Consider the following 26,163-nt stretch of genomic DNA (forward strand, 5'->3'; position numbering starts at 1 on the left):
TATTGCCGTTTTATTTCATTCCACACTTATTAGCGCAATAAAAAAGCAAGTAATAGTTATTAATTATAACTATTGCTTATCAATATCGCCATTTTTTGCTAACTTGTTTCCCAATGAAAGCCTTTAAGCTATTTGTTGTTTTCTGTTGCTGCACCATCTCTGCAAATTCTTTTGCGCAAACAGGCAGTAACCCGCAGGATATTGAGAACGACCTGCTGCGCATTTTTCAAAGGATAAATTATTACGGGGCGCACAAAAAAGAGTGGAAAGCTATTGATTCGCTCAAAAAAATGAATAGTATTTTTGCATATAAACTTAAGTACTATACCTCCAAATATCCATTTACTATTGGCTTTAAATTTACCTCGCTGGTAAAGGAACGCCTGGTTATCGCAACTTCTGCAGATGGCATGTTCCGCGCCTATTCCTGGGATACCAAATTAGGCACTGTAGGATACGATTTTAACAACATACTGCAATACAGGGTTGACGGGCAAACGCTATCATTATTAAAAATGGACCAACCCGGAAAAGAGGCCTATTGGTTCCCGAAGATTTACACCTTTGTGGCCAACAACAAAACAATTTATTTAGCGGTGTACAATTCTGTAATGTCGGCCAATAAAGCAGGGCAGGGTATCAGGGCCTATGCCATTGAAAAAGGCGTATTGAATGGCCGTGTACCCATGGTAAAAACCCCCACCGCTGTATTAAGCAGGCTATATTATGAATACAGCCTGCTTTCGGTGGCCGATTGGAAAGCCTTCCCAAGTATCTATTTTGATAATGGCACCAAAACTATTCATACCCCATTAGTTGATTATAGTGGAAAAATGACCCATAAACTGATTACCTATAAATTTACGGGTAGGTTTTTTGAGAAAGTAAAAAGTTAACTTCGCCCATGATCTCTTTCGCTCACCGGGTTTTTATGGAAGTTGCCGCCAATTTGAGTTTCTCAAAAGCAGCACAAGTACTGTTTGTGACCCAGCCAGCCATCAGCAAGCACATTAAAGCGCTGGAAGATCAATATAAAGTACCCCTTTTCGAGCGCAAGGGCAACAGCATCCTGCTTACCGAAGCCGGTAACAAGCTGAACGAATACCTGCAGCAAGCTACCGAGATTGAGCGTAAAATAGAATATGACCTATCTGTATTGAGCAACCTGTCGCAAGCGGCCGGGCATTTGCGTTTAGGGGCAAGTACTACCATCGCGCTTTATATATTGCCATCGATATTATCCGGCTTTCAGCGCGAGTATGCCAATGTGGATGTACAGCTGGTTAACCGAAACTCCGAATATATCCTGAACGCACTGCTTAATCATGAGGTGGATATTGGCATTATCGAAGTTGATAACAAACTCACTACGGTATCCTACAAACCATTCATGAGTGATGAGGTAATCCCTGTATGTTCGGCTAAAAGTCCGCTGGCGGGTAAATCATTAACCTTAAAGCAGTTTGTAAAAACGCCATTGGCCGTACGTGAACGCGGCTCGGGCACATTGAACGCTGTGCTAAAGTCGCTATCAGCATTACATATAAAACCGGCCGATCTATCGGTAAAGATCCGCCTTGGCGGTACCGAAGCGTTGAAAAATTTCCTGCTGGCCGATCAATGCCTGGGCTTTATGCCCCGCCCCTCTATTATACGTCAGCTCGCCGAAGGCGACCTGGTGGAAGTGCCTGTAGAAGGCCTCAAGATCACCCGCGATTTCTTCTTCATCCGCCGTAAGGGTACAGAAGATTATGGGTTAACAAGCAACTTCATCAATTTTGCATTGCAGCATATTGAGGGGAAGTGATCGATAGCTTATCAGTAGCCGCGGCTTTGCGCGTGATGAAATTTAGCGAAACTATGAAGGAGAAATGACGTTTTAAAAGGTTTGTCATCCTGAGGAACGAAGGATCTATTCGCAGACTATACAGGGCGGAAAAGCATAGTGGAGAGTAGATCCTTCACTATCGTTCAGGATGACAAAAAGCTTTTTTTACAAAAAATGTCATTGCGAGGAGGAACGACGAAGCAATCGCGAACCATGCAAGTCCATCCTGCAAAGTTCCCGATTGCCACGCTGCGCTCGTATGACATGAGGGAGCTTGTAGAGTAGCCCTCCCCCTATTTAAATTTATTCTTCAAAGCCGCCAATTTTATGGCAATATCCGTTTCTGGTGCAGGCTCGGGTCTTTTATTGAATTGTGGTTTATTCCCCGCTGGCCTTCTATCTTCATTTCTTCTTTCGGATGGATTGCTTTTATCATTTTCTTTCATGGATAGCGCGATCCGCTTGCGGTTTACATCAACCTCGGTAACCGTAACCTCCACCTTTTGATGAACCTTAAGCACCTCGTTAGGATCTTTGATAAAACGATTGGTGATCTGGCTTAAATGTACCAGCCCATCCTGGTGTACGCCGATATCAACAAAAGCACCAAAATTGGTAATATTGGTTACTATGCCCGGCAGCTTCATGCCTACCTTTAAATCGCCAATGGCATTTACCCCATCAGTAAAACTAAATGCCTCAAACTGCTCACGAGGGTCGCGGCCCGGTTTGGCAAGCTCGGCCATGATATCGTTCAGGGTAGGTAAACCCACCGTTTCAGAGGTGTATTTTTGCAAGGGGATACTTCTGCGTAAGGTTGCATCACCCATCAGGTCCTTCACCGTGCATTTCATATCTTTCGCTATCTGCTCCAACAAACTATACCGCTCAGGGTGTACCGCGCTTGAATCAAGCGGATTTTCTGCATGATGAATGCGCAGAAAACCTGCTGCCTGCTCAAAAGCTTTTTCGCCAAGGCGGGGAACTTTTTTAAGTTGAGATCTTTGTTTAAATGCCCCGTTCTGATCGCGGTACTCCACAATATTTTGCGCCAGTTGCGGCCCAAGCCCCGATACATAGGCCAGGATTTGCCTAGATGCCGTATTCAGCTCAACACCAACCGCATTTACGCAGCTCATTACGGTATCATCCAGCGAAGTTTGCAGTTTGTTTTGATCCACATCATGCTGGTACTGGCCCACTCCAATTGATTTTGGATCAATCTTCACCAGTTCGGCCAATGGATCCATCAGCCTTCTGCCGATAGAAACCGCACCTCTCACCGTAATATCCTTATCCGGAAACTCCTCCCTTGCCACATCAGATGCAGAATAGATAGATGCCCCGCTTTCGTTCACCATTACAATAGCTACACCCGGCAGGTTAAGGTTGCGCACAAACAATTCTGTTTCGCGACCGGCGGTACCATTACCAATAGCAATAGCTTCGATGTTATATTTTTGAAAAAGATGTTGTACTGTTTTTTCGGCTTCCCTTGCCTGTCCTGCGCCGGTATGTGGATAGATGGCTGTATTCTCCAACAACTTACCCTGTTCATCCAAACAAACCAGCTTGCAGCCGGTACGGAAGCCGGGGTCAATAGCCATTACCCGTTTTTGACCAAGCGGTGCACCCAACAAAAGCTGGCGGGCGTTTTCGGCAAACACACGGATGGCTTCTTCATCTGCTTTCTTTTTGGTAAGCAGGCGCACCTCTGTTTCCATAGATGGCTTCAACAGGCGTTTATAGCCATCGGCAATGGCCTGTTTTACCTGGTCGGCCGATGGATTGTTGGCTTTAACAAAGCTGTCCTCCAATGCTGCAATGGCCTCCTCTTCGGCAGGTTTTATATCCAGCCAAAGAATTTCCTCCTTTTCACCACGGCGCATAGCCAGGATGCGGTGCGATGGGGCCGATTTTACAGGCTCGGTCCAATCAAAATAGTCTTTATATTTAATGCCCTCCTGTTCCTTGCCGTCAATAACTTTTGACTGAAAAGTTCCCTTCTCAACAAACAGTTCACGGATGCGGGTACGCACTTCGGCATTTTCACTTACGGTTTCGGCAATAATGTCCCTTGCCCCTGCCAATGCTTCTTCAATACTATTAACCCCTTTTTCGGCATCAATAAAAGTTGCGGCTTCGGTTTGCAGGTCGGCTTTCCGTTGCTCCAGCAGCAGGTCGGCCAATGGTTGCAGGCCTTTCTCGCGGGCGGCGGTAGCGCGAGTTTTCCGCTTAGGACGATAAGGCAGGTAAATATCCTCCAGCGTAACCATAGTTTCGGCTTCGTTGATCTGTTTTTCCAGCTCGGGCGTTAGTTTGCCCATATCGGTAAGCGATTTCAGGATGGCCTCGCGGCGTTTGTCCAGATCGCGCAGTTGTTGTGCACGGTCGCGGATCTCCGCAACCTGTACTTCATCAAGCGTACCGGTAACCTCTTTACGGTAACGGGAAATAAACGGAACGGTTGCGCCTTCATCAAGCAATGCTAATGTTGCGCTTACTTGTTTTTCTGAAATAGAAAGCTCTGCAGCTATTTTTTTAGAATGAGATATCATACATCAAATTTCGGACTGCGAAGTTGAGAAGAATACCTTTACAATTCAAAAAAAGATTGTTAACAATTGAGGAAGGGAAATAGGATGTGAAAGGATAAAAGCGAAAGGGAAAAGGTAGGGATGCGATCAGCTTAGGCTCGTGCAGATTGGTAGCCCATAATAACATAAATCGCGTTGGATAGTGTGACAGCAGGGGTGTGTTCTTCGCTATCACAACCTCCATCCGTCATTCTATATATTTAGGCTAAAGCCATCCTTGTATATACTTTCTATCCGTTGGTTGAAACTAACAGCAATGAATTGAAGGCAAATAACGCTTTAATTCATTGCCGTCCCATTTATGGGACGGATAAACAAAGAAGCAAGGGGCTTTAGCCAAATCAAAGTCATGCTAACCAACTTGCGGACATACAGAATCGGAATTCTATCACCTTTTTAACCCTACTACCACTTCATGCCCATATTCCAAAACATAAAGGCCCATTTATCAACCTGACCGCTTATTACCTGCGCGGTTGACTGGCCTGCACCGTGCCCTGCGTTTGTTTCAATTCGGATTAATACAGGCTCTGTACCTTTTTGATATTCCTGCAGGCGCGAGCCAAATTTAAAGGAGTGTGCAGGCACCACACGGTCGTCATGATCGGCAGTGGTAACCATTGTTGCCGGGTATTCCAGTGGTTTTAGCGCGTGGTATGGCGAATATTTATACAGGTATTCAAACATTTCTTTTGAATCCTCGGCTGTGCCATAATCATAGCTCCATCCGGCACCTGCGGTAAACTTGTTATAGCGCAGCATATCCATAACACCTACTGCCGGGAAGGCCACCTTAAAAAGGTCGGGGCGCTGGGTAAGCATAGCGCCAATCAATAAGCCGCCGTTTGATCCTCCCGAAACTGCCAGATGCTCTTTTGAGGTGTATTTGTTTTTGATAAGATATTCTGCAGCGGCAATAAAATCATCAAACACGTTTTGTTTTTTCATTTTAATGCCCTTACGGTGCCATGTTTCGCCATACTCACCGCCGCCGCGCAAATTGGGCACAGCGTAAATACCGCCATGCTCCAGCAGGATAATGTTTGATGTGCTGAATGCCGGGGTTAAACTCACCCCAAAGCCACCATAAGCATAAAGCATCAATGGATTTTCGCCGTTAAGCACAGTGCCCTTTTTATAGGTGATGATCATCGGGATCTTGGTTTTATCCTTCGATGTATAAAACACCTGTTTGGATTCATACAGTTCGGGATCAAACTTAACGCCCGATTTTTTATATACCGTTGATTGCCCGCTCGCAATATCCAGCTTAAAAATAGTTGATGGGTATACGTAGCTGGTAAAAGTATAATAGGTTTCCTTCTCTTCTTTTTTAGCGCCAAAACCTGTGGCAGTACCTACCGACGGCAGGGTTATGGTACGCTCCAGTTTTCCGTTCATATCAAATTGCTGTACAAACGAGGTGGCATCTTTTAAGTATTCTGCAAAAATTTTCCCGCCTGCTGTGCTGGCGCTCAATACATTTTTAGTCTCGGGGATCAGGTTTTTCCAATGGGTAATGCTTGGGTGTTCAGCATCAACCGTAACAATTTTAAAGTTTGGCGAATATATATTGGTGATGATGTAAAGCTTGCTGCCCACATTATCCAATACAGAATGCTGGTTATCAAAATTATCAACCACGTTCACAATCTGGTTGCCCGGTTTACTCAAATCCTGGATATAGAGTTCGTTCCCTGTGGTTGATGTGGCCGCGGTGATCACCAAAAAGCGTTCATCCTCGGTAAGGTAAGCTCCAATATAACGGCGCGGGGTTTTATCGCCACCAAAAATAAGCTTATCGGTGCTCTGCGGAGTGCCCAGTTTATGGTAAAATAGTTTATGATACTGCGTTAATCCCGAAAGCTGGCTGCCAGCCTTTGGCTTATCATAACTGCTGTAGTAAAATCCGTCGATACCCTTCCAGGCCAGTCCGCTAAATTTTACATCAATAAGCGTATCGCCTACAACACTTTTATCACTTGTTTTTATGACGATCACCTTGCGCCAGTCTGATCCACCCTCCGAGATCTGATATGCAGCCAGATCTCCGTTTTTTGTAAAATCTATCCCCTGCAATGAAGTAGTACCCTCGGCCGAGAAATGGTTAGGATCTAAAAACATTTCGGGTGTTCCGTTATCACCTACCTGGCGGTACAATACTGCCTGGCTTTGCAGACCGTCGTTTTTATAAAAATAAGTGTATTTGCCCTCTTTAAACGGGGCGCTGTATTTTTCATAATTCCACAAAAGCTCCAGTCGCTTGCGCATCTCTTCACGATAAGGGATCTGTTTAAGGTAGCTTTGGGTTACTTTGTTTTCTTCCTTAACCCATGCCTTGGTATCAGTGGCCTGGTCATTCTCCAGCCAGCGGTAAGGATCGGGCACCTGGGTGCCAAAGTAAGTATCAATGGTATCAACCTTTTTTGTTTGGGGGTATTGGAGTGCTTTACTATTCATTTGTTGCGCGTAGGTATGGCTGCAAACTAAAACAGCTAATGCAAATAAACAGGTTGTTTTTTTCATCTCAAATTAAATTACAGGGAACTAAAGATAGGGATTTGAGCCAGATGCCCGCAAAGGAGTGGGCTAATAAAGGTTAAAAGTTGTTAATTTTGGCCTTTGCTGCCATTTAATTGAGCAGGGCAAGCTATATTAGCAGCCGTAATTAAAATGAGGCATCTGCTGATGCTTTTGCCATTTGGGCACATTTTATTATTTACCGGCAACTGATTTTTTGATGATCAGTATGGTTAATGATAATAATGCTTTTTTTTACACGTTTGCTAAACCAAATAAGAAGGGTAAAAGCAAGCCTTATTTATTATTAGGACTATTACAACATGAAACAAACTTTTACACTTTTTGCTGCAGCTTTTTGTATGCTGATTGCGCTTAACTCAAAAGCTCAGGATGTTAAAGAGGATGATGACGCGGCCCCCGAAAAATCAAAAAGCTACATAAGTTTAGGTGCAGGTATATCAAAACCATTTGGCGCATTTAAAGTAGCTGATTACAGCAACCCTAAAGCTGGTTTTGCAAAAAAGGGCATCGTTTATTCTATTGATGGTGCACATTATTTTTTCAAACGTGCCGCTTTAGGTTACACCGTAAGCTACCAGGATCAAGGTAACTTAACCTATGATGATGACCTGAAACTTTCACAGGGTTATACTGATGACTACAAAGCCGATGGATCAGTAGTTACAGCCAACAAACGCTACAAAAGCCTTAACATTTTATTAGGGCCACAGTACACTTTGGTATGGCATTCATTCGCTTTTGATTTTAGGGCATCAGCCGGAGCGATAAAAAGCTTTGCAACACCACAGGTTGCCGTGCAGATACAAGGCGTAGATGCGCAAACCGGGGAGTTTATTCAGCAAAGCTCCAATAAATTTGCTTTTGCCTATGGCGGCAGCGCTGCTATCCGTTTAAATACAGGTGCAGGTTGGGGTTTATTTCTTAAAGGCAATTACGTTAACTCAACAGGGCCCAAAATTACTTATACCGCTCGTACGCTTGTGGTTGGCCGTACTGTTGCTAACCAGGCAATTACAGAAGGTCAATTATTATTTGGCTTGTACAAAGAATTTTAATCTACCTATATAAACATGGAAAAGGCAACCTGCTAACGGGTTGCCTTTTTTGTTTTAATGCATTTCAAATTGATCTGGCCGACTGACCACTACCTCGGGTTGATCTTTAAAAAGCTCAAAAACGCCGGTAACGCACATGGCTTTACCTTTAATATTTGCCAAATCGAGCGTTACTTTATTGCCTTTTACTGCAACAGTATATTTTTGCCGGGGATAAGCGGCACCCATATTAAGCAGGGTAAGTGTATCGCTTACTATTTTTAAGGAGTAAACAGTATCGCACAAGGTACCGGTTTTACCCAGCTTGGCTTTAAAATCAGCCGCGTTAAACTTATTTTGAGCACGGGCTGTGCCTGCAACAGCAACTACAAAAAAAGAAAGCAGTATGAGTTTTTTCATAAGGAGTATTAATTACACGAAAAACTGCGAGTAACACTAATTTTTAATGGACATGTTTAATTTATCCATTAAAAATTAGTGTTATTAAATTCAATTGCGGCAAACCCGCAAATATTCATGTTTACTTTTTTTTCTCGTTTTTATCGTCCTGAACCGGGGGGATGTCATCATCGAGGTTTAATGTAAAGGCAGCCTCCGAGGCGCGGGTAGCGGCTTCAATGCCGGCAGTATCGGCTACATCATTATCCAGGCGTTGGTTACCGGTGTCCTGGCCTTCATTCTGTTCATAATCATTACCGGTATCTTTTTCATCCTGGTTATCGTCAAGATTTGGATTTTCTGGAAGTGGCATAATTTCTATTGTTTTAATATATCTTTTATAACCCTAAAGATAACCTGTTGTTTGCATATATGTATGTATATTCTTCACAAAAACAGCGCGTTTCCAGGGGAAATACTCATTTTTTCCTTTCAGCCTTTAAATGTATTTTTGCCAGGTATGCCAACCCGTAACAAACTTTATTTTGCTTCTGATTTTCATTTAGGCACCGGTGGATACGCTGCCAGCCGCGAACGCGAAGACAGGATAGTACGCTGGCTTGACAGCATAAAAGCCGATGCCGCCGAACTTTTTTTGATGGGCGATGTTTTTGATTTCTGGTATGAATATAAAGCGGTAGTACCCAAAGGATACATTCGTTTTTTGGGCAAGCTGGCCGAGCTTACCGATGCCGGTGTAAAGCTTTATTTATTTAAGGGCAACCACGATATGTGGATGTTTGATTATTTTAAAAATGAACTTGGCGCAACTATCATTAGCGATGAATTAACAATTGAGCGGCATGGCAAAAAACTTTTCCTTCATCACGGCGATGGCCTTGGACCGGGCGACAATTTTTATAAACTATTAAAAAACTTTTTTCGCAGCGGGTTTTGCCAATGGTTGTTTGCCAGGGTGCATCCTAATTTGGGCGTGGGCATTGCCAATTACTGGTCAACCAATAGCCGCTTAAGCAATTTGAAAAAAGAAATACCCAAACCTGGTGAACAGGAATGGCTGGTTAGCTTTTGCCGGGAAGAACTAAAAACCAACTATTACGATTTTCTCATTTTCGGTCACCGCCATTTACCCCTTGATATACAGCTTAACGCCGATAGCCGCTACATTAACCTGGGCGAATGGGTAAATTATTATACCTATGCCGTATTTGATGGGCATGAGCTAAAGCTGGAATATTTTGAAAAACCTGTGGTTGAGGGCCAAAATCAGTAGATTTTTGGAGCAATTGGCCATATAAAGCCGGGCATTTGCTAAGGGCTTACTATTTCAGCAGAACTTACAATCGCCTGAAAAAATATATGCACTAAAATGCGTATTTTTGTGCGTTTTTTGAAGCAAGCCTGTAAACCGACCGAAACGTAACGCATTTCTTAGCCGGGCCATCATCCATATAGCTGCTTCAATTAGCTATTGAAAACAGATTATGTTAGAGAAATTAGAACTGATATATCAACGCTGGAAAAACGTTGAAGGCGAATTGAGCAATCCTGAAGTAATGCAGGACATGAAACGCTATGCCCAGCTGAATAAAGAATATAAAGACCTGGCCAAGATTGTTGACGAGTATAACATTTACCGCAACATCATGAGCAATATTGACAGCAATAAGGAAATTTTGGCTACTGAAAAGGACGAAGAGTTTCGCGATATGGCCAAATCTGAATTGGACGAGCTGTTAACTCAACAGGAAGAAAAAGAAGAGCAGATCCGTTTGATGCTGATCCCTAAAGATCCCGAGGATTCTAAAAATGCTCTTGTGGAGATCCGTGGCGGAACTGGTGGCGACGAAGCTGCTTTGTTTGCCGGCGATCTTTACCGCATGTATATGCGCTATTGCGAAAAACGCGGCTGGAAAACCGAATTGGTTGATTATACCGAAGGTACCAGTGGTGGCTACAAGGAAATTGTATTCAACGTTAATGCCGAGGATGCTTACGGTACATTAAAATATGAATCGGGCGTACACCGCGTGCAACGGGTACCGGATACTGAAACACAAGGCCGTGTGCATACATCGGCTGCATCGGTTGTGGTATTGCCAGAGGTTGATGAATTTGATATTGATTTACAGGTGAGCGATATCCGTAAGGACCTTTTCTGCGCATCCGGCCCGGGCGGACAGTCGGTGAATACCACTTATTCGGCCGTAAGGTTAACCCACATCCCTACGGGTATTGTGGCACAATGCCAGGATCAAAAATCGCAGTTAAAAAATTACGATAAAGCATTACAGGTACTTCGCTCAAGGGTTTATGAAATGGAGCTTCAAAAGCACCTGGAAATAACCTCTAAAAAGCGTAAAACCATGGTTTCAACCGGTGACAGATCGGCCAAGGTGCGTACCTATAACTACCCACAGGGCCGCTTAACAGAGCACCGTATTGGCCTTACCATATACAACCTGCCCGGTGTACTAAACGGCGACTTACAGGAGATAATGGAAGCTTTACAGTTTGCAGAAAATGCCGAAAAACTTAAAGAAGGAACTGTAGCTTAAGAAAGCAGAAGGCTTAAAGCTAAAGGCCGAAAGCCTTTTATTCAAAAGCTTTCTCTTTTTCCCCTCAAAAAGCTTTCGGCCTTCCGCTTTGTGCTTTAAGCTCCACCTATTTATATTAAAGGCTTTTAGCATAATGCTTTAAGCCTTTTCTTTTTCCCAAAAAAAGCTTTCGGCCTTCCGCTTTGTGCTTTAAGCTTTTTCGTAACTTTAATATTATGGAAGAGCAAGAAAAACTGAATCGTATTATTGAGGCCCGGATGAAGTTGAAGGCCCGGTTTGAGGAAAAGATGAAGCTTACGCCTTCTGTTGCGGATGATGCGCCACGCGGATCGGGCGGAATAAACCGGCATGGTATGCCGTCTGTACCAATAGGGCAAACTATAACTGTAAAATGGCCGGTGCTTGATCTGGGATATCAGCCCAATATACCTATTGATCGCTGGCGACTAACTATTGATGGCGCTGTTGAAAACCCGGTAAAACTCTCCTGGAAACAGTTTATGGATCTGCCGCAAACAAAAGACACCTCCGATTTTCATTGTGTTACCACATGGTCAAAACTTAATATGCCCTGGAAAGGTGTAAGCCTGCTTGATCTTGCCGCCCTGGTACATCCTCATGAAAATGCTACCCACGTGATGTGTTATGGATATGATACTTACACCACCAATATATCGCTGGAAGAAGCTTTAAAGCCCGACGTATTATTGGTGCATACTTTTGAAGGCCAACCCTTACCAATAGAGCACGGCGGCCCGGTACGCATGATCACCCCACAGCTTTATGCCTGGAAAGGCTCCAAATGGATAAAGCGTATTGAGTTTTTAACCGAAAATAAATTAGGCTTTTGGGAAGACCGCGGCTATTCAAACACCGCCTACCCCTGGCGTAACGACCGTTACAGCGACTAAGCTGAAAGGTTAAGGCAGAAAGCCTTGGTTTTTTTTTACATCTAATGAAATACATATCCGCGGCGTCATTGCGAGGTACGAAGCAATCTCTATGCAGTACAGAGGAGACTACGCTAGTTCGATCTGCCTATGTAGAGATTGCTTCGTACCTCGCAATGAAGGGTGTTTATGTTTAGAAGTCTCTCAGAAAAGAGCTTTCTGTTTTAAGCCTTTAGCTCCCTTACGGTTTTGCTGATATTTTAGCAGATTGTTCCAACTCACTGCTAACCGAATCGTCAAAATAAAGGCGGTAAATTACCCATTCATTTTTGGGTTTATAAAACATAAAAGTAAACCTTAGCGGTTGTGTCTGGTGCTTTACAAGGTAACTGTAAAGTATTAAACTATTTGATGCCTTACGCTGCACAATTAAATCTTTACCCATATATGGGCCTATTATACTGCGGGTGGTATCTATTTTAGTAATTAGGCGTACCAGGCTATTTGTATCAATAAGCGGATTGGTTTTAAATATATCAATCATCGCTTTTGTGGTACTCTCTTTATCATAGCTTTTAAAAAACTTTTCAATCAGTATAGTTGGGGTAATTAACCCTGCGGGAGTTTTAACTACAGTTTCGGTTTTTACCGCAGGTGTAGTTTGGGCTGACGCAGTGCCGCAAATGGCCGATACTAACAAGATCAAAGAAAAGGACTTTATGCCTTTTGAAAAGAGATTTCGCATGCTCATGGTGTTTGTGTGCCTAAAATAGGGATTTTATATAAAAAGGCATTCATTAGCGGGTCATAAATATGCCCAATTTAATAGCCGCCATGGTATTTATAAAGTTTTCATCAAAAAGGTCGATATTTTATATGATAAGAACACTATAATACTTACATTCAATTGCCATTACTTTATTACTTATTGAGCCAATATGAAAAGATTCTTGCCTCTTTTTTTGCTACTCGCTTTTGTTATTTCTGCAACTCCTGGTTATTGCCAAAGTAAAAAAGATTACCAAACAATTGCCGATTCCCTTTATGGGAATAAAGATTATAAAGGAGCTATTGAAAATTTCACTAAGGCAATAAACGACAGCAAAAAAAACAAAGCATTGTTGGTTTCTTTACTTGATAAACGGGCGCTTGCTGAAATAGACACTGATTTATATAAAGATGCTATAAAAGATGAAATAACGGCATTAAGCGTAGATCCTAATTACGGCGATGCATATTGGAACCTGGGAAGAGCATATGATAGTATCGGCGATTACCAATTGGCTATTGACAACTTTACCAGGGCCCTTTCCTATAATGCTGGTAATAAAAGCAACCTATCAACATTATATAATAATATTGGCAACGCTCTGCGAAACCTGAAAAAATATAAGGAAGCTATTTATAATTATAATCAATCTATCGATCTAAATAAAAGGAACAAGTACGCAAACTGGAATAGGGGCCTGGCATATGAACTTAACGGCGATTACCAATTGGCTGCTGATGACTATACAACAGCCATGTTTAATAACCAGGATAATCAAAAATTTATTGCCTTATTATATGCCAATAGGGCAAATGTTAAAATTAAACAAAAGCAATACCAAGAAGGGATAAATGATTTGAATACAGCGATAAGGATGAACCCTGTAAATGGTAATTTTTACAAAGACCGCGGGCAAGCGTACCGAAACAATGGCGACTATCAACTGGCCATTAATGATTATACCACAGCTATTCCTTTTTTTAATAACAATAAAGAGGGCCTGGCAAGATTGTATCATAACCGAGCCATTAATGAAGCAGATATACACCAATATAAAAAAGCCCTTGAGGATATAAATAATGCAATAGCTTTAGACCCACAAAAAGGGTATATGCATTGGACCAGAGGTGGCATTTATAGTGAGCAAGGCGACTGCATGCACGCTATTGAAAACTTCACTAAAGCCCTTGATTTTTACCAAAATGACAAAGAGGTGCTTGCTATACTACATTGCCATAACGCCGCGAATTATTATATTCTCAAAGAAAATAAAAAATCCATGGACGAATGTAATCTTGCCATTATTTTGAATCCCAATGACCAGTCATCGTATTTTACAAGGGGCAAGCTATATGCAAAAAGATTGTTTAACAACGAAAGGGCAATGGCCGACTTTAATAAGGTTATGGAGTTGGATACTTCAAAAGCAACGGTAAGCTATATTTTTTCACAATTTTATACAGGCCACCAGGATTTGGCCATGAAACTATTGCAACAACAGGTTTTGAGCACGCCAAACCCTGATGATGTGCTTAACCATTATTATAATATTGCCTGTGTATTTTCAATCATGAACAAACCCGAGGAAGCTAATATTTATCTGAAAAAAGCTATTGATTCCGGCTATTCAAAAAAGTTTGCGGCTAATGACGAAGATTTTGATAACATCCGCAAAACGCCCGATTATATAGCTACCATGGCGAATAACAATACAGCAAAATAGCTTGAAATAGGATTAAATCCGGGTAAGGGCTCAAGTCCTTACCCGAATAACCCACTATCTCTTTTTCAAAAATTCAGTCCTGAGCACAATGCTCATTCCATCTATTTTACAATCCACTTCCTGGTCATCATCGGTAAGGCGGATCTTTTTTACCAATGTGCCTTGCTTAAGGGTGGTACCGCCACCTTTAACTTTTAAGCTTTTAATCAGTGTTACCGAATCGCCATCTTTAAGAATGTTGCCGTTGCTGTCTTTTACGTTTGATGTTTCCATTGTTAACTGTATAAAAATAAAGAGCCCGGTAGTTGAATACGGGGCTCTTTGTATATTTAAAATCTAAAGGCGACAGGAAATCCTGTCCATCCTAAAAATCATGTAATCGTGTATTATTTGGTAACGTACATTACCTCTTTAACCGCTTTAATAACCCTTTCTGGGTTTGGCAGGTATTCCTGTATTAAAGTTGGTGCATAAGGCAAAGGCACATCGCCGCCCATAATACGCAGAATAGGCGCATCAAGGTAATCAAACGCATCTTTTTGTACTTTAAAAGCAACCTCGGTAGCAATTGAACCTAAAGGCCAGCTTTCTTCAACTATAACCAAACGGTTTGTTTTTTTAACCGAATTGATAACAGTAGCGTAATCAATAGGGCGTACTGTACGCAGGTCAATCACTTCGGCACTGATACCTTCTTTAGCAAGTTCGGCCGCTGCTGCAATAACCACTTTCATGATTTTACCAAAACCTACCAAAGTTACATCAGTACCTTCAGATACTACTTTAGCTTTACCAATCTCGATATAGTAAGTTTCTTCGGGCACTAAGCCTTTATCGCCATACATTAATTCAGATTCCATGAAAATAACCGGATCCGGATCAAGTATTGCTGATTTTAGTAAACCTTTTGCATCATATGGGTTTGATGGTACTACCACTTTTAAACCCGGGCAGTTGGCATACCAGTTCTCAAAGCACTGGCTGTGCTGTGAGCTAAGCATACCCGCGTTACCGGTTGGACCGCGAAAAACGATAGGCACCGAAAACTGGCCACCACTCATTGACATGATCTTGGCTGCACCGTTGATGATCTGATCGATAGCCACTAACGAAAAGTTAAAGGTCATGAACTCGATGATGGGGCGTAATCCATTCATGGCCGAGCCAATGCCTATACCGGCAAAGCCTAATTCAGAGATGGGCGTATCAATAACGCGTTTAGCACCAAATTCATCCAGCATACCCTGGCTTACTTTATAGGCTCCGTTGTATTCAGCAACCTCTTCACCCATCAGGTATATTTTATCGTCGTTGCGCATTTCTTCGACCATGGCCTCACGTAGCGCTTCTCTGAATTGTATTTCTCTCATTATATTATATAAAATGATGTTTTTTGCGACCGCAAATATAATCACTAATGTGTGAAATGCAATTGCAGGTCATGTACTTTGCATTTTTAACACATATATTTTACAAAATATGCTACATTGGTAGTATAAACCCTATCCACAATGAAATTCCCGTCGCTAAAAACACTTGCCGAAAGCTTTATATCTACCTTAAAACGCTATCCGTTTGAGCTCTTGTTTGCTTTAATTGGTACCATAGCCGGCACCATTGAGGTAGAATTGAGGCACCTTAACCGTGTACATGAGGGTTGGCTGATGCGTGGCATAATGATAGCCAACCTGGGCTTGCTGCTAAGTTTATCAGCCACGCTATATACCCAAAGCCGGGAAATAGCAAAGCGAAATACTTTTTTAATCAAACTGGGTGCGGCTCTTTTTGCCGCCTTGCTGATATTTATTATCGACCCGACCGCCCGCGAGGCAGATTATATCCGGTTCTTTTTAATTTGCCTGGCCTTTCACCTATTGGTCGCGTTTGCCGGGTTTACTGCAAAAGGGCAGCTCAACGGTTTCTGGCAATTTAATAAAACTTTGTTTTTGCGCTTCTTAACAAGTGTACTTTACGGTGTAGTACTATTTTTAGGAATTGCTGCGGCCATAGGTGCAACCAACTTTTTATTCAATTTTAATTTTGAGTGGGATACCTATGCCATATTATGGGTTTGGATTGTAGGTATGTTTACTACAACTTTCTTTTTAGCCGGAGTACCTGTTGATCTGCGTTCACTTGATGACGATTTGAGCTATCCAAAGGGTTTGAAAATATTTACACAGTATGTATTGATACCGCTATCGTCTATCTATGTGCTCATCTTGCTGGCTTATGAGGTTAAAATATTAATAAAATGGAGCTTACCCAAGGGATTAGTATCCAATCTGATATTAAGCTATGCTGTATTTGGCATTCTCTCACTACTGCTTGTTTATCCAATTAAGGATCGTGATGGTAACAAATGGATTAAAACCTATGCCCGCAGCTTTTATTTTTTACTCATTCCTCTACTCATTCTGCTATTTGTGGCGGTTGGCGCACGGGTATTTATGTATGGCATTACCGAGTGGCGATACTTTTTAATTGCATTGGCTTGCTGGCTTTTATTTATATCGGTTTACTTTCTAGCTTTTAAAAAGCAAAATATTAAGCTCATCCCAATATCACTGTGCATACTAACGTTGTTATCAGTTTATGGACCGCAGAGCGCGTTTTCAGTGAGTATGTATTCACAACGGCGCATTCTTGTTCATTTTTTTGAAAAGAATAATGCGCTGAAGGAGGGGAAGTTTTTGTCCGTCGATAGCACCAAGGTTAGTATAAAAGATGGCAATCATGCGGTGGCAGCCCTGCAATATTTTATTAGCAAATATGATCTTTCGGCTTTACAGCCTTATTTTTATAAAAATCTAAGGACAGTATCGGATTCATTAGAAAAACTAAAACATAAAAACTTTACCGCATCCGATTGGTATAGTAAGTACGAGTTACGGGAAGTTAAATATGAGTGGGCTAAAACTCAACTAGGACTTGGCCACTTCGAGCCTTACAATTTCCCCAATAATGACATAGAAAAAATTAGCGACGACTATGAATTTAATGTGGCATCGTCTATAAAAGATATCAGCGGTTATAATTTAAATTTTAGTCCTGGTTACACCGTTGACAGTCTTGACGATAGTCTAAATTCTATAAGATTTAGTCACAGAACTCTCGTCAATAAGGTATCTGTTTTAACAATAAACAATGAGGTATTTAGGTTTGATCCTGCCGATGTTATTAAGGGCTTGTTCGCGGATCCAAAAAAACTAAATACGTTTAAACCATCAGCAAAGGATTACGCTGGTATTTATAAAATACCAGCGGAGTTTTTATCCCTTACAAGTCATGGTAAAAATTTTGATGTCAAGTTCCAGATTGAAAATACCAGATTTTCAAAAATAAAGGATAAAAAACCTCAGTTTATGTTTATAACTATTAGTTATTTCATAAAACGAAAATAGGCCTTCAAATAAAAAAGACGATGAGTAAACCCCATCGTCTTTTTATTGCACCGGAACTTTTAACCCACCTGTATCACCACAGGTACACTCTGCAACTCTTTAACTGATTTCGCCATCCGTTTAATAAACAGGTAATTGGTTGTGCCGCCAATTACAGCACCTACAACGGGTATTAATCTTTCGGCTGTGCGTACTCCCAGGTTAAGGATTATCTTTTCGGCTATACCCTCCATCATTGTTTTGGAGAGGGCTACGCCGGTTTCTACCTTAAAAGAAATAGCCACCAGCTTCATAAATTCTTCAAAGCCCATTTGGTAGCTGCCCCGATTGTAGTACATAATGGCCATAGTTACCCTAAATTGTTGCGTAATCAGGTTCACTACATCAACAGGCATCCCTACTACCATGGTTAAAACGCCGCCGCTGCCTGATAAGGCCCCGGTGCCGGCAGCCATTATAGCGCATTGATTTATAAATTTATCAAGCCCCATTTTATCAACTCCTTTTTTAATCTTGAATTGATCTATATGGTCAAATACCTGTTTAAACCCATCGTGCGAGAGCTTTTCAGAATAGAGCTTTATATCGGTGCCTATTTTTTTTATTGACATCATGGTATTTAGATTTTAATTTTAGCGGGACCAGGTCTCCTGCATTATCCTTGCTATTCCCGTGCCAGTTTATTTTGCTGGCAAATGTGGCAGGTTATTAGTCGGTATTTTGTAATAAGTAAAGGTATTAATGGGTAACTATGTAACTATCATGGTTGTTTAGTAAATTCGCGGTTCATAAAAAATTATAGTTCAGTTGAAAAATAACATTCTTATTGTTGATGATGTACACCCCATTTTTATGGAGCAGGCCGAAGCCAGGGGATACCAATGCGATTACAGGCCCACAATAAAAGCCGAAGAGGCGCTTCAGATCATCGGCGACTACGCAGGATTGGTTATCCGTTCTAAATTCTTGGTAACCAAACAAGTATTTGACATAGCTACCAGTTTGCGTTTTGTTTGTCGCGCCGGTGCCGGTATGGATAATATTGACGAGGCCTACGCCATACAAAAAGGTATAACCCTTATTAATGCTCCCGAAGGCAATTCTGATGCCGTAGGCGAGCACGCCATAGGCTTACTGCTGTCCCTTATGAACAACCTTAACCGGGGCGATGCCGAGATCAGGGCGGGTAAATGGGATCGTGAAGGCAACCGCGGGCACGAACTGAAAGGCAAAACGGTAGGCATCATAGGCTATGGCCATATGGGGCACAGCTTTGCCCGTAAACTATCTGGTTTCCAGGTTGATGTAATTGCTTATGATAAATACAAAACCGGATTTAGCGATAGATATGCCCGCGAGGTAAGCATGGAGCAGATAATTAAACATAGCGACGTATTGAGCATACACGTACCCCTCACCGCCGAAACCAACGGCCTGGTGGATGACGAGTATTTGTTCCATTTTAAAAAGCCTATATTTTTCATCAATACATCGCGTGGTAAAACCGCCAAAGTGAGCGCGGTGTTAAATGCCATTAAGCAGGGCAAAATTATAGGTGCCGGGCTTGATGTACTGGAAGTAGAAAAATTCCCTGCACTTACAGAACAAGCCTGGTTTGATGAACTGCGCCAAAGCGGTAAAGTAATATTAAGCCCGCACGTTGCCGGCTGGACATTCGACTCGTACCGTAAAATAAGTGAAGTAATGGCCGAGAAGTTGATTAATTTGATTAATTAGGTTGATTAGGTGAGTAGTTAATTAGGTTTGATGTTTAATACCATTTAGCAAACCATTCACCTAATCAACTTAATCAACCACTCACCTTTCCAAAAAAATTTGGTATTTAAAATTTAAATCACTTATCTTCGTTAAATACAGAAACAAGACTATGTAGGCATGGCCCATATAGTCTTGTTTGTTTTTATAGTCATTGCGTCCTTCTTATAAAGGGAGGGCGGTTTTTTTTGGATAACCAATAGAATAAACAATAATTAATTTAGGTGTTATGGCAGAGGTATCATACTTTACCAAAGAGGGTTTAGAGAAATTAAAAGAAGAGTTACAGAGGTTAAAAACAACCGGACGTTCGGATATATCAAAAGCTATTGCCGAAGCCCGCGATAAAGGCGATTTATCAGAAAACGCGGAATATGATGCCGCAAAAGAAGCCCAAGGGCTTCATGAGGCTAAAATATCCCAGATGCAGGAAACTTTGGCAAACGCACGCTTGCTTGATGAATCTAAACTGGATTTATCAAAGGTGCTTGCTTTATCTATAGTAAAAATAAAGAACCTTAAAAACGGCGCTACCATGAGCTACCAATTGGTGGCAGAAAGCGAAGCCGATATGAAAACCGGTAAAATATCTGTAGCATCACCTATTGCAAAGGGCTTGTTGGGCAAAAGAGTGGGCGAAAAAATTGAGATCACTGTACCGGCAGGAAAAATTGAATTTGAAATACTGGAAGTGAGTAGGTAGTTATTGGTGAATGGTTGATTAAGTGAGTGTGTTCAAAACAATTCATTTAATCAACCTATAAACCATATGTAAATGCAACCACTCACCCAATCAACTTTATCAACCACTCACCCATTATGACCATCTTTTCAAAAATTATAGCAGGCGAGATCCCGGCACATGTTGTGGCCGAGAGTAACGAGTTTTTGGCTTTTTTAGATATTAGTCCGCTGGCAGAAGGCCACGTGCTGGTGATCCCTAAAAAGGAAGTTGATTATATTTTCGATCTTGATGATGAAACCTATACGGGCCTGCAGATTTTCGCTAAAATAGTGGCAACTGCCATTAAAAAAGCCATCCCCTGCAAAAAGGTTGGTGTAGCGGTGATTGGCCTTGAAGTTCCACATGCACATATCCACCTCATCCCCATGAACCAGGTGAATGACCTTAACTTCTCCCGCCCCAAATTGAGCTTTACCAATGAGGAGCTAAGCGCTACCAAGGATAAGATCAAGGCGGCGTTTTAAAGGATGTACTAAACTTTCAAATGTTTTTTTTAACATGCGATACTTATAAAACCGCGTCATTGCGAGGTACGAAGCAATCTCTACACAGGCAGGTCCGCTGTAAAAGTTTAACACCTATTTGTTCGCTCTGTATGGTATGGAGATTGCTTCGTACCTCGCAATGACGCGTTTTTATAGCTATTCAACACGTGCACCCTTTCCACATCTGCACACCCGCACATCTGAAATCTGCACATCTAAACTACCCTCTTCGCGTTATCCTTCACAAAAGTATCCCAGCCCGAATAAGATTTTTTACTGCCCGAGCTGGATTTGCTGCCGGTGCTCATTCTTTGGAAAGAGTGACAAACAGCTACGGCCAGTCCATCCGTGGCATCCAAAAAGTCGGGAGTTTCTTTAAAAATGAGGAGGTTTTGCAGCATGGCTGCTACCTGCTCTTTGGTGGCATTACCATTACCGGTTATAGATTGTTTTATTTTACGGGGAGCATATTCTGTAATATCCAAATTGCGCGATAGTGCGGCGGCTATTGCCACCCCTTGCGCCCTGCCCAGTTTAAGCATTACCTGTATGTTTTTACCATAAAACGGGGCTTCAATGGCCAGGCAATCCGGGTGGTAGTTGTCAATAAGGGCAACCGTTTTTTCAAAGATGCGCTGCAGCTTCAGCATATGATCATCCAGCTTCTCCATTTTTACAACACCAAGGGCAATAAGCTCAATTTTGGGGCCTGTTTCCTTAACCAATCCGTAGCCCATCACTGCTGTGCCGGGGTCGATGCCTAAAATTATTCTCTCTTTTGTGTTGGCCTGCTGCATACCCTTCAAAGTTAACCAATCAAAGCAAACTATTGTGCAAAACGGCTATATATTGCTCGCGGCTTATCATCCTTGCCCCCATTGATTCCAGGTGACTGGTGTGTACCTGGCAGTCTATTAATTTAAACCTGTTAGTTTGGCACAGGTAGATCAAGGCTGCTTTTGAAGCATTACTCACGCGACTAAACATACTTTCGCCACAAAAAACTTCACCAACCCACATACCATATAAGCCACCAACCAATTCGTTTTGCTCCCATACTTCAACAGAATGGGCGTAACCATCCTCATGGAGTTTAATATAAGCAGCCTGCATATCATCCGTTATCCAGGTACCGTCCTGCCCCTCACGCGGGGCAACCGAGCAGGCTTTTATCACTTCGGCAAAGCAGGTATTGGTGGTAACCCTGAATTTGCCTGACCGCAGCACCTGCCGCATTGATTTAGAGATTTTTAATTCCTGCGGATAAAGCACAAAACGTTCATGAGGCGAATACCAAAGAATGGGCGTATCATCACTATACCAGGGAAAGATGCCGTTTTGATAAGCGAGCAGCAACCTTGGTGTTGAAAGATCGCCGCCTACAGCCAAAAGCCCGTCTGGTTCGGCCAGATCGGGCTCAGGAAATAATAACTGTTCATCAAGCCTGAATATCATCAGGGCAAATTTACGCTTTGCGGTGTATCACCAGTTTTTTATTTTGCGCTTTAACCACAGCATCAAGGTATACCTGTAATTCGGTGTATTTGGCTGCAGGCATGATGTAATCTGTAAGGTTAAATTTAGCCGTACTTGTTACCTGATTTTTGGCCGCATCATAAACATATTTTACATCATAGGTGCCATAGCTAAATTTCAAAGTTTGGTTAGTTGGCAGCGTTTCTACTTCAAATCCGGCCGGAAGATCAATTGTGGTTACGCATGATTTTTGCAAGGGAGCGGTAAAGTAAAAATCATTTTTCCGCTTTTCCTGAATAGGCACTGTTTTTTGCCATAGGGAAAATACACATGGCCTATAAAACTGCTTATCGCCCGTTGCTATGTCACAAAATTTATCATATTCCAGGTTAATCTCCACTTCTTTTATGCCGTCTTTATCTGTTGATGGCTTAAAATCAAATACCGAAGGCTGTTTCATTTTAAGGTCCCGAATGATATACTCTTTTTGCTCATCCGTTTTTAAGGCCTCAACACCTATATAATCAGACCGGTAGATTCCGGTGCTAAATATCTTTAACTGCGCTTTAGCTCCCCCATCGGCATCCAATACAATATGAACTTCGCTGTTAAACTGATTATCGGCAGCTACACCTTTGGGAGTATTTATCAGTCTGCCGCCATTTTCTGTTACTATTAAAGCTTTTGTGTTTTGTGTGGATGGGTCTAACTTTCCAAAAGCCCTTGTATTACTTGTACATTCCAACCATGTAGTATCATTTTTAAAAGGAATGCATAAAACAGCATGGTTAAACGTGTTTGCTGGAAAAGAGACATCAATAGGCTCGCTATTAGTGGCAGATCTTATTATAGTATAATAAGAATCAATATTAACGGCTTTAAGCAAAGCCCGCATGTAATTAGATAAAGCCTTACAATCACCATATTTTTTTTGATCTACAAAGCTTGCCGGAAAAGGTTTATATCCGCCTATTCCTAATTGAATGCCTACATAGCGCATGCTCTTTTGCATGTAATTGTATAAAAAACGGGCTTTATCTTTATCCGTCTTTATCGTATCGGTCATTTTTTTTATCTCTGCAGTACGCTCAGGGCTTAATACACAGGCATCACTATATAATGATTTAATCCAGTTACCAAAAGACTGCCAACTACTAAAATCGCCGGGGTAGCCATAGCAATCAAATGAACTTGCAGCGAACGAGATTTTAGGCAAAATGGTCCAGGATAAAACATTCTCTTCCTTTTTTATGGCTTTTAAATTTTTAACGCTCCACGAATAAGTCTCTAAACCATCGGTATTCCCTTTTTCGGGTTTGATCTTTGTGTTGGTATTTTTAAACCGAAGCCCAACAGAGGGGTTAACTGAAATTTTATAAGACGAAACCTGAACAGACTGCTCAACCTGATCCTGGATATACCAGGTATCTAAGCCTATAAAGCTGCTCTCGTCCTCTTCGTAAATTTTCTCAATTGTTATTGGATAGGCAGCAATAGCGTGCCTGACAGCTAAAAACCTTTCGTTTGTAACCATGGTTTCATCATTAGCTGCAGAACCATCGTACATATCACTTTTGCGGTATTTTTTTATCTGCTTACCTGTTGCATCAAAAATATTCATCTCAATATCGCTATAAGAATCATACTTTTTATTGTAACCCATCTCCATTATAGCTTCACTATCATCCTTTTCATTTAAGATGGTTACTATACTGTGATGCTTAATCAGCATTTTTCCGGGTCCTTTTACAACGGCCTCTTCACTGGAGTACCTAACAACAGAATTTGCATCCTCCTTTAACGAGTCAGGAATAGTTGCAGCCACATACAACTCTTTAGGGATGTTTTTATCCTGGCTGTAGCTTTGGTTGTATAATGCGCATAAGGCTGCTGTGGTTAACAGCAGCCGGGTATAATATTTAGTAAACATAATTTTATCAGCCCTTTTTAAGTACTATTTGCTCGTTAAGCATATCATACATTTTTTTACAAAACTCACGGAACTCCGGGTAATTCTCCTTGAAATACAATGATTTTTTATGGTCGATGCTAAAGCGCACCATGATTGAGCCATCCTGCTCGGCAACAAAACGCTTAAAAACCATTGTTCCATCAGGTATTGCCATACTTAGGCTTTTGGGCATAGCATCTATCTTGTAGCCTGCAGGTATTTTAAAAATACCAGTTATGGCATAATTATCACGATAACCAAAATCAATATCGGTAAAGCGGTTCTCGGCCAAAAACGGATTTGTTTTAAGACCGGCAAACAGGTTTGAATTAAAGTAAATATAGTTATCATCGCCCCCCGTAAGCTCCAGATCAAAATTCAGCTTTTGCCTTAGTGGCAGCGTATCAACATCCATGTTCTCAAATGTTAGGGCCGATATTTTGAGGTTGTTGTTATTATCCCGGATTAAATCGCCATACTTTTTTTCGCCATCCCTTTTGTACTTTTCTGTATAGTACATTTTGTTATAGCTAAAACTGCTGATATCGGCCGTACCATTCATTTTGCCATCGGGCTTAATTTCGGCAGTTATCAAAACAACCTGGCGAACAGGTTCTTGCTCCTGTAAAAACTGGAGCTCATATACCTTGTTTTCATTATCAATGTAAAAGCCAAACGAATTTAAAAAGGTGTTAGGTGTTTTGTTGTAAAGATTGTATTTACCGGTGGCATCAAGCACATAGTATTTAGCACTATCAACCGGTATATAAGCAACCATACTGTTAAATTGATAAACGCTTGGATATCCCGGATTTATACGACCATTTTTACGCGTACTTACCATCATGGGGTAAACCTTAAGTCCAGATTTTTTAAGTAAGTGGTAAAGTATGATGTTTATTTCTGCCGAGTTACCTACCTTTTTTTCCCAGGCCTTTGGTGTACCATCAGTACTGTTAATGCCATAAACATCATTCCATTTCATCGCGTTTTTAACCTCTTTATAAACATATGCTATTTTTTCATCGTCCGTTTTAAGGGTTTTTGCTTTGCTAATAATTAGTTCTTCGCCGGTAAGCTTCCTGTTCAACTGGCCGCCAAAATCTTCGTTATTCATCCTGTTTTCACCAACTTTCATCCATGAATCCTGAAAGTTTGGATAAAAATAGCCTGGGATACGAATACTCAGCAGCTGAAAAAGTATGCGTTCAGAATTATCATCACGGGCATCCATATAAGGTTCGTCCTTTAAGGATATTATATTGGCCATAGCCTCTGTGTGGGTATTTGATGAGTTTGTTTTATCAACCACATAAGACGAGTGAAGGTTTGGAAGTCTTTTATAAGTTAAAATATCGGGTATAGTAGTATTTAACTCACTGTAACGGGTAGGAAGATTGCCTTGAAAATACCAATCAGGAAAATTCGATACCGAAACACTGGTTAATCTGTATTTATATTCAATAATACATCCCGGTTTTACATTAGGAAATGAGAACACTATGGCCGAGCGGTATTTATCAACCACCTCGGTAAATATCTGTTTTTTATCTACCTTAATGATTTCAACAGCGCCGTTTGTCAAATTAATGGTTTGCGCCTGCAGGCTTGTTATGTATTGTGCGCGGTTATTGCTATAATATTCTAACCGGATATTGGCTTCATCCTTACCGTTGTCATTAAAAATTTTAATTCGTTTATGCCTGTCAGTATTAACATAATACTGCGAATCAAAGTAGGTATCTCCTTTATCAAAAAGCACTTCGGCATTAGCATCCGGTTCAAAGCTACACTTGGTCATTTCAAGGTCGGCTTTATCAACTTTTCCGAAGGATTGAACGGTGGGTACAGGAGTTGCAGTTTGGGCGCTTGCAGAAAAGCCCAGTGCCCCTACCAATAGCAGGGTAAAAAGTTTATTCATTGTAATAAGGTTTAATCAGGACGAATATAATAATAAATAAAA

23 protein-coding genes are annotated in these 26,163 nt (G+C 41.4%); 11 read left to right on the forward strand and 12 right to left on the reverse strand.

Features of this window, described 5'->3' with window-relative positions; all coding sequences use genetic code 11:
- Window positions 1-113: 113 nt before the first annotated feature.
- Together AC1DYB_RS09075 and AC1DYB_RS09080 are read left to right on the forward strand one after the other, a co-directional pair.
- Window positions 114-896, forward strand: coding sequence for a hypothetical protein (locus AC1DYB_RS09075; RefSeq protein WP_477434247.1), 783 nt, complete (start codon window positions 114-116; stop codon window positions 894-896).
- An 8-nt stretch (window positions 897-904) separates the two neighbouring features.
- The gene (locus tag AC1DYB_RS09080; RefSeq protein WP_477434249.1) at window positions 905-1,807 is read left to right on the forward strand and encodes a LysR substrate-binding domain-containing protein; all 903 of its coding nucleotides are present in this window, start codon (window positions 905-907) and stop codon (window positions 1,805-1,807) included.
- A 314-nt stretch (window positions 1,808-2,121) separates the two neighbouring features.
- On the opposite strand, the gene AC1DYB_RS09085 is transcribed toward AC1DYB_RS09080, so the two are convergent.
- Together AC1DYB_RS09085 and AC1DYB_RS09090 are read right to left on the reverse strand one after the other, a co-directional pair.
- Complete coding sequence (locus AC1DYB_RS09085; RefSeq protein WP_477434251.1) at window positions 2,122-4,386, reverse strand: Tex family protein; 2,265 nt, start codon at window positions 4,384-4,386, stop codon at window positions 2,122-2,124.
- 444 nt (window positions 4,387-4,830) lie between these two features.
- Window positions 4,831-6,951 carry a prolyl oligopeptidase family serine peptidase gene (locus AC1DYB_RS09090; RefSeq protein ID WP_477434253.1) on the reverse strand — a complete coding sequence of 707 codons (2,121 nt, stop codon included), beginning with the start codon at window positions 6,949-6,951 and terminating at the stop codon, window positions 4,831-4,833.
- Between the two features lie 317 nt (window positions 6,952-7,268).
- Here AC1DYB_RS09090 and AC1DYB_RS09095 point away from each other — a divergent pair, with 317 nt between their 5' ends.
- Window positions 7,269-8,024 (forward strand): hypothetical protein, encoded by a 756-nt coding sequence (locus AC1DYB_RS09095; RefSeq protein WP_295718236.1) that lies wholly within the window; start codon window positions 7,269-7,271, stop codon window positions 8,022-8,024.
- Window positions 8,025-8,078: 54 nt separating this feature from the next.
- Here the strand turns inward: AC1DYB_RS09095 and AC1DYB_RS09100 are convergent, their stop codons facing one another.
- Both AC1DYB_RS09100 and AC1DYB_RS09105 read right to left on the reverse strand, forming a co-directional pair.
- Window positions 8,079-8,423, reverse strand: a complete 345-nt coding sequence (locus AC1DYB_RS09100; protein WP_477434255.1) for a hypothetical protein — start codon at window positions 8,421-8,423, stop codon at window positions 8,079-8,081.
- Window positions 8,424-8,544: 121 nt separating this feature from the next.
- On the reverse strand, window positions 8,545-8,775 hold the full coding sequence (locus tag AC1DYB_RS09105) for a hypothetical protein (protein WP_295718241.1): 231 nt from the start codon (window positions 8,773-8,775) through the stop codon (window positions 8,545-8,547).
- Between the two features lie 147 nt (window positions 8,776-8,922).
- On the opposite strand from AC1DYB_RS09105, the gene AC1DYB_RS09110 reads away from it, so the two are divergent.
- The 3 genes from AC1DYB_RS09110 (at window position 8,923) to AC1DYB_RS09120 (ending at window position 11,892) form a co-directional block, all read left to right on the forward strand.
- A complete protein-coding gene (locus AC1DYB_RS09110) occupies window positions 8,923-9,696 on the forward strand; it encodes a UDP-2,3-diacylglucosamine diphosphatase (protein ID WP_477434855.1) in 774 nt (257 codons plus the stop codon).
- 211 nt (window positions 9,697-9,907) lie between these two features.
- Entirely contained in the window at window positions 9,908-10,981 is a 1,074-nt protein-coding gene (gene prfA / locus AC1DYB_RS09115; RefSeq protein WP_295718247.1) for a peptide chain release factor 1, read from the forward strand.
- A gap of 215 nt (window positions 10,982-11,196) precedes the next feature.
- Complete coding sequence (locus tag AC1DYB_RS09120; protein WP_477434257.1) at window positions 11,197-11,892, forward strand: molybdopterin-dependent oxidoreductase; 696 nt, start codon at window positions 11,197-11,199, stop codon at window positions 11,890-11,892.
- 220 nt (window positions 11,893-12,112) lie between these two features.
- Here the strand turns inward: AC1DYB_RS09120 and AC1DYB_RS09125 are convergent, their stop codons facing one another.
- The gene (locus AC1DYB_RS09125) at window positions 12,113-12,622 is read right to left on the reverse strand and encodes a hypothetical protein (RefSeq protein WP_477434259.1); all 510 of its coding nucleotides are present in this window, start codon (window positions 12,620-12,622) and stop codon (window positions 12,113-12,115) included.
- A 187-nt stretch (window positions 12,623-12,809) separates the two neighbouring features.
- Between AC1DYB_RS09125 and AC1DYB_RS09130 the strand changes: the two genes are divergently transcribed.
- On the forward strand, window positions 12,810-14,363 hold the full coding sequence (locus tag AC1DYB_RS09130) for a tetratricopeptide repeat protein (protein WP_477434261.1): 1,554 nt from the start codon (window positions 12,810-12,812) through the stop codon (window positions 14,361-14,363).
- 54 nt (window positions 14,364-14,417) lie between these two features.
- Here AC1DYB_RS09130 and AC1DYB_RS09135 read toward each other — a convergent pair whose 3' ends face one another.
- Complete coding sequence (locus AC1DYB_RS09135) at window positions 14,418-14,636, reverse strand: zinc ribbon domain-containing protein YjdM (RefSeq protein ID WP_295718256.1); 219 nt, start codon at window positions 14,634-14,636, stop codon at window positions 14,418-14,420.
- Between the two features lie 113 nt (window positions 14,637-14,749).
- On the reverse strand, window positions 14,750-15,733 hold the full coding sequence (locus AC1DYB_RS09140) for a pyruvate dehydrogenase complex E1 component subunit beta (RefSeq protein WP_477434264.1): 984 nt from the start codon (window positions 15,731-15,733) through the stop codon (window positions 14,750-14,752).
- A gap of 141 nt (window positions 15,734-15,874) precedes the next feature.
- Between AC1DYB_RS09140 and AC1DYB_RS09145 the strand changes: the two genes are divergently transcribed.
- On the forward strand, window positions 15,875-17,767 hold the full coding sequence (locus AC1DYB_RS09145; protein ID WP_477434266.1) for a DUF4153 domain-containing protein: 1,893 nt from the start codon (window positions 15,875-15,877) through the stop codon (window positions 17,765-17,767).
- Window positions 17,768-17,826: 59 nt separating this feature from the next.
- Here the strand turns inward: AC1DYB_RS09145 and AC1DYB_RS09150 are convergent, their stop codons facing one another.
- Window positions 17,827-18,381: a hypothetical protein gene (locus AC1DYB_RS09150; RefSeq protein WP_477434268.1), complete on the reverse strand. Its 555-nt coding sequence runs from the start codon at window positions 18,379-18,381 to the stop codon at window positions 17,827-17,829.
- Between the two features lie 193 nt (window positions 18,382-18,574).
- Here AC1DYB_RS09150 and AC1DYB_RS09155 point away from each other — a divergent pair, with 193 nt between their 5' ends.
- From AC1DYB_RS09155 to AC1DYB_RS09165, 3 genes are all read left to right on the forward strand, one after another.
- On the forward strand, window positions 18,575-19,504 hold the full coding sequence (locus tag AC1DYB_RS09155; protein WP_477434270.1) for an NAD(P)-dependent oxidoreductase: 930 nt from the start codon (window positions 18,575-18,577) through the stop codon (window positions 19,502-19,504).
- Window positions 19,505-19,772: 268 nt separating this feature from the next.
- A complete protein-coding gene (greA, locus tag AC1DYB_RS09160; protein WP_295718269.1) occupies window positions 19,773-20,246 on the forward strand; it encodes a transcription elongation factor GreA in 474 nt (157 codons plus the stop codon).
- A 113-nt stretch (window positions 20,247-20,359) separates the two neighbouring features.
- Window positions 20,360-20,752, forward strand: coding sequence for an HIT family protein (locus AC1DYB_RS09165; RefSeq protein ID WP_295718304.1), 393 nt, complete (start codon window positions 20,360-20,362; stop codon window positions 20,750-20,752).
- Window positions 20,753-20,988: 236 nt separating this feature from the next.
- Here the strand turns inward: AC1DYB_RS09165 and ruvC are convergent, their stop codons facing one another.
- Genes ruvC through AC1DYB_RS09185 form a run of 4 tightly spaced genes read right to left on the reverse strand, consistent with a single transcriptional unit; the run spans window position 20,989 to window position 26,121 of the window.
- The gene (gene ruvC / locus AC1DYB_RS09170; protein ID WP_477434272.1) at window positions 20,989-21,570 is read right to left on the reverse strand and encodes a crossover junction endodeoxyribonuclease RuvC; all 582 of its coding nucleotides are present in this window, start codon (window positions 21,568-21,570) and stop codon (window positions 20,989-20,991) included.
- 19 nt (window positions 21,571-21,589) lie between these two features.
- A complete protein-coding gene (gene aat / locus AC1DYB_RS09175; RefSeq protein ID WP_477434274.1) occupies window positions 21,590-22,228 on the reverse strand; it encodes a leucyl/phenylalanyl-tRNA--protein transferase in 639 nt (212 codons plus the stop codon).
- A gap of 10 nt (window positions 22,229-22,238) precedes the next feature.
- Window positions 22,239-24,179 carry a DUF3857 domain-containing protein gene (locus AC1DYB_RS09180; protein ID WP_477434276.1) on the reverse strand — a complete coding sequence of 647 codons (1,941 nt, stop codon included), beginning with the start codon at window positions 24,177-24,179 and terminating at the stop codon, window positions 22,239-22,241.
- Between the two features lie 7 nt (window positions 24,180-24,186).
- Window positions 24,187-26,121 (reverse strand): DUF3857 domain-containing protein, encoded by a 1,935-nt coding sequence (locus AC1DYB_RS09185; protein ID WP_477434278.1) that lies wholly within the window; start codon window positions 26,119-26,121, stop codon window positions 24,187-24,189.
- Window positions 26,122-26,163 lie beyond the last annotated feature (42 nt).

It is taken from the genome of Mucilaginibacter sp. P2_A4 (assembly GCF_056405015.1).

Excerpts from the sequence above, each read along its gene's own strand:
- greA (WP_295718269.1), top strand. The coding sequence starts at position 19,773 with ATGGCAGAGGTATCATACTTTACCAAAGAGGGTTTAGAGAAATTAAAA.
- AC1DYB_RS09110 (WP_477434855.1), top strand. The coding sequence starts at position 8,923 with ATGCCAACCCGTAACAAACTTTATTTTGCTTCTGATTTTCATTTAGGC.
- AC1DYB_RS09085 (WP_477434251.1), bottom strand. The coding sequence starts at position 4,386 with ATGATATCTCATTCTAAAAAAATAGCTGCAGAGCTTTCTATTTCAGAA.
- AC1DYB_RS09105 (WP_295718241.1), bottom strand. The coding sequence starts at position 8,775 with ATGCCACTTCCAGAAAATCCAAATCTTGACGATAACCAGGATGAAAAA.
- ruvC (WP_477434272.1), bottom strand. The coding sequence starts at position 21,570 with ATGCAGCAGGCCAACACAAAAGAGAGAATAATTTTAGGCATCGACCCC.
- AC1DYB_RS09090 (WP_477434253.1), bottom strand. The coding sequence starts at position 6,951 with ATGAAAAAAACAACCTGTTTATTTGCATTAGCTGTTTTAGTTTGCAGC.
- AC1DYB_RS09140 (WP_477434264.1), bottom strand. The coding sequence starts at position 15,733 with ATGAGAGAAATACAATTCAGAGAAGCGCTACGTGAGGCCATGGTCGAA.
- AC1DYB_RS09150 (WP_477434268.1), bottom strand. The coding sequence starts at position 18,381 with ATGATGTCAATAAAAAAAATAGGCACCGATATAAAGCTCTATTCTGAA.
- AC1DYB_RS09130 (WP_477434261.1), top strand. The coding sequence starts at position 12,810 with ATGAAAAGATTCTTGCCTCTTTTTTTGCTACTCGCTTTTGTTATTTCT.
- prfA (WP_295718247.1), top strand. The coding sequence starts at position 9,908 with ATGTTAGAGAAATTAGAACTGATATATCAACGCTGGAAAAACGTTGAA.
- AC1DYB_RS09180 (WP_477434276.1), bottom strand. The coding sequence starts at position 24,179 with ATGTTTACTAAATATTATACCCGGCTGCTGTTAACCACAGCAGCCTTA.
- AC1DYB_RS09185 (WP_477434278.1), bottom strand. The coding sequence starts at position 26,121 with ATGAATAAACTTTTTACCCTGCTATTGGTAGGGGCACTGGGCTTTTCT.
- AC1DYB_RS09075 (WP_477434247.1), top strand. The coding sequence starts at position 114 with ATGAAAGCCTTTAAGCTATTTGTTGTTTTCTGTTGCTGCACCATCTCT.
- AC1DYB_RS09120 (WP_477434257.1), top strand. The coding sequence starts at position 11,197 with ATGGAAGAGCAAGAAAAACTGAATCGTATTATTGAGGCCCGGATGAAG.
- AC1DYB_RS09145 (WP_477434266.1), top strand. The coding sequence starts at position 15,875 with ATGAAATTCCCGTCGCTAAAAACACTTGCCGAAAGCTTTATATCTACC.
- aat (WP_477434274.1), bottom strand. The coding sequence starts at position 22,228 with ATGATATTCAGGCTTGATGAACAGTTATTATTTCCTGAGCCCGATCTG.
- AC1DYB_RS09125 (WP_477434259.1), bottom strand. The coding sequence starts at position 12,622 with ATGAGCATGCGAAATCTCTTTTCAAAAGGCATAAAGTCCTTTTCTTTG.
- AC1DYB_RS09100 (WP_477434255.1), bottom strand. The coding sequence starts at position 8,423 with ATGAAAAAACTCATACTGCTTTCTTTTTTTGTAGTTGCTGTTGCAGGC.
- AC1DYB_RS09135 (WP_295718256.1), bottom strand. The coding sequence starts at position 14,636 with ATGGAAACATCAAACGTAAAAGACAGCAACGGCAACATTCTTAAAGAT.
- AC1DYB_RS09095 (WP_295718236.1), top strand. The coding sequence starts at position 7,269 with ATGAAACAAACTTTTACACTTTTTGCTGCAGCTTTTTGTATGCTGATT.
- AC1DYB_RS09080 (WP_477434249.1), top strand. The coding sequence starts at position 905 with ATGATCTCTTTCGCTCACCGGGTTTTTATGGAAGTTGCCGCCAATTTG.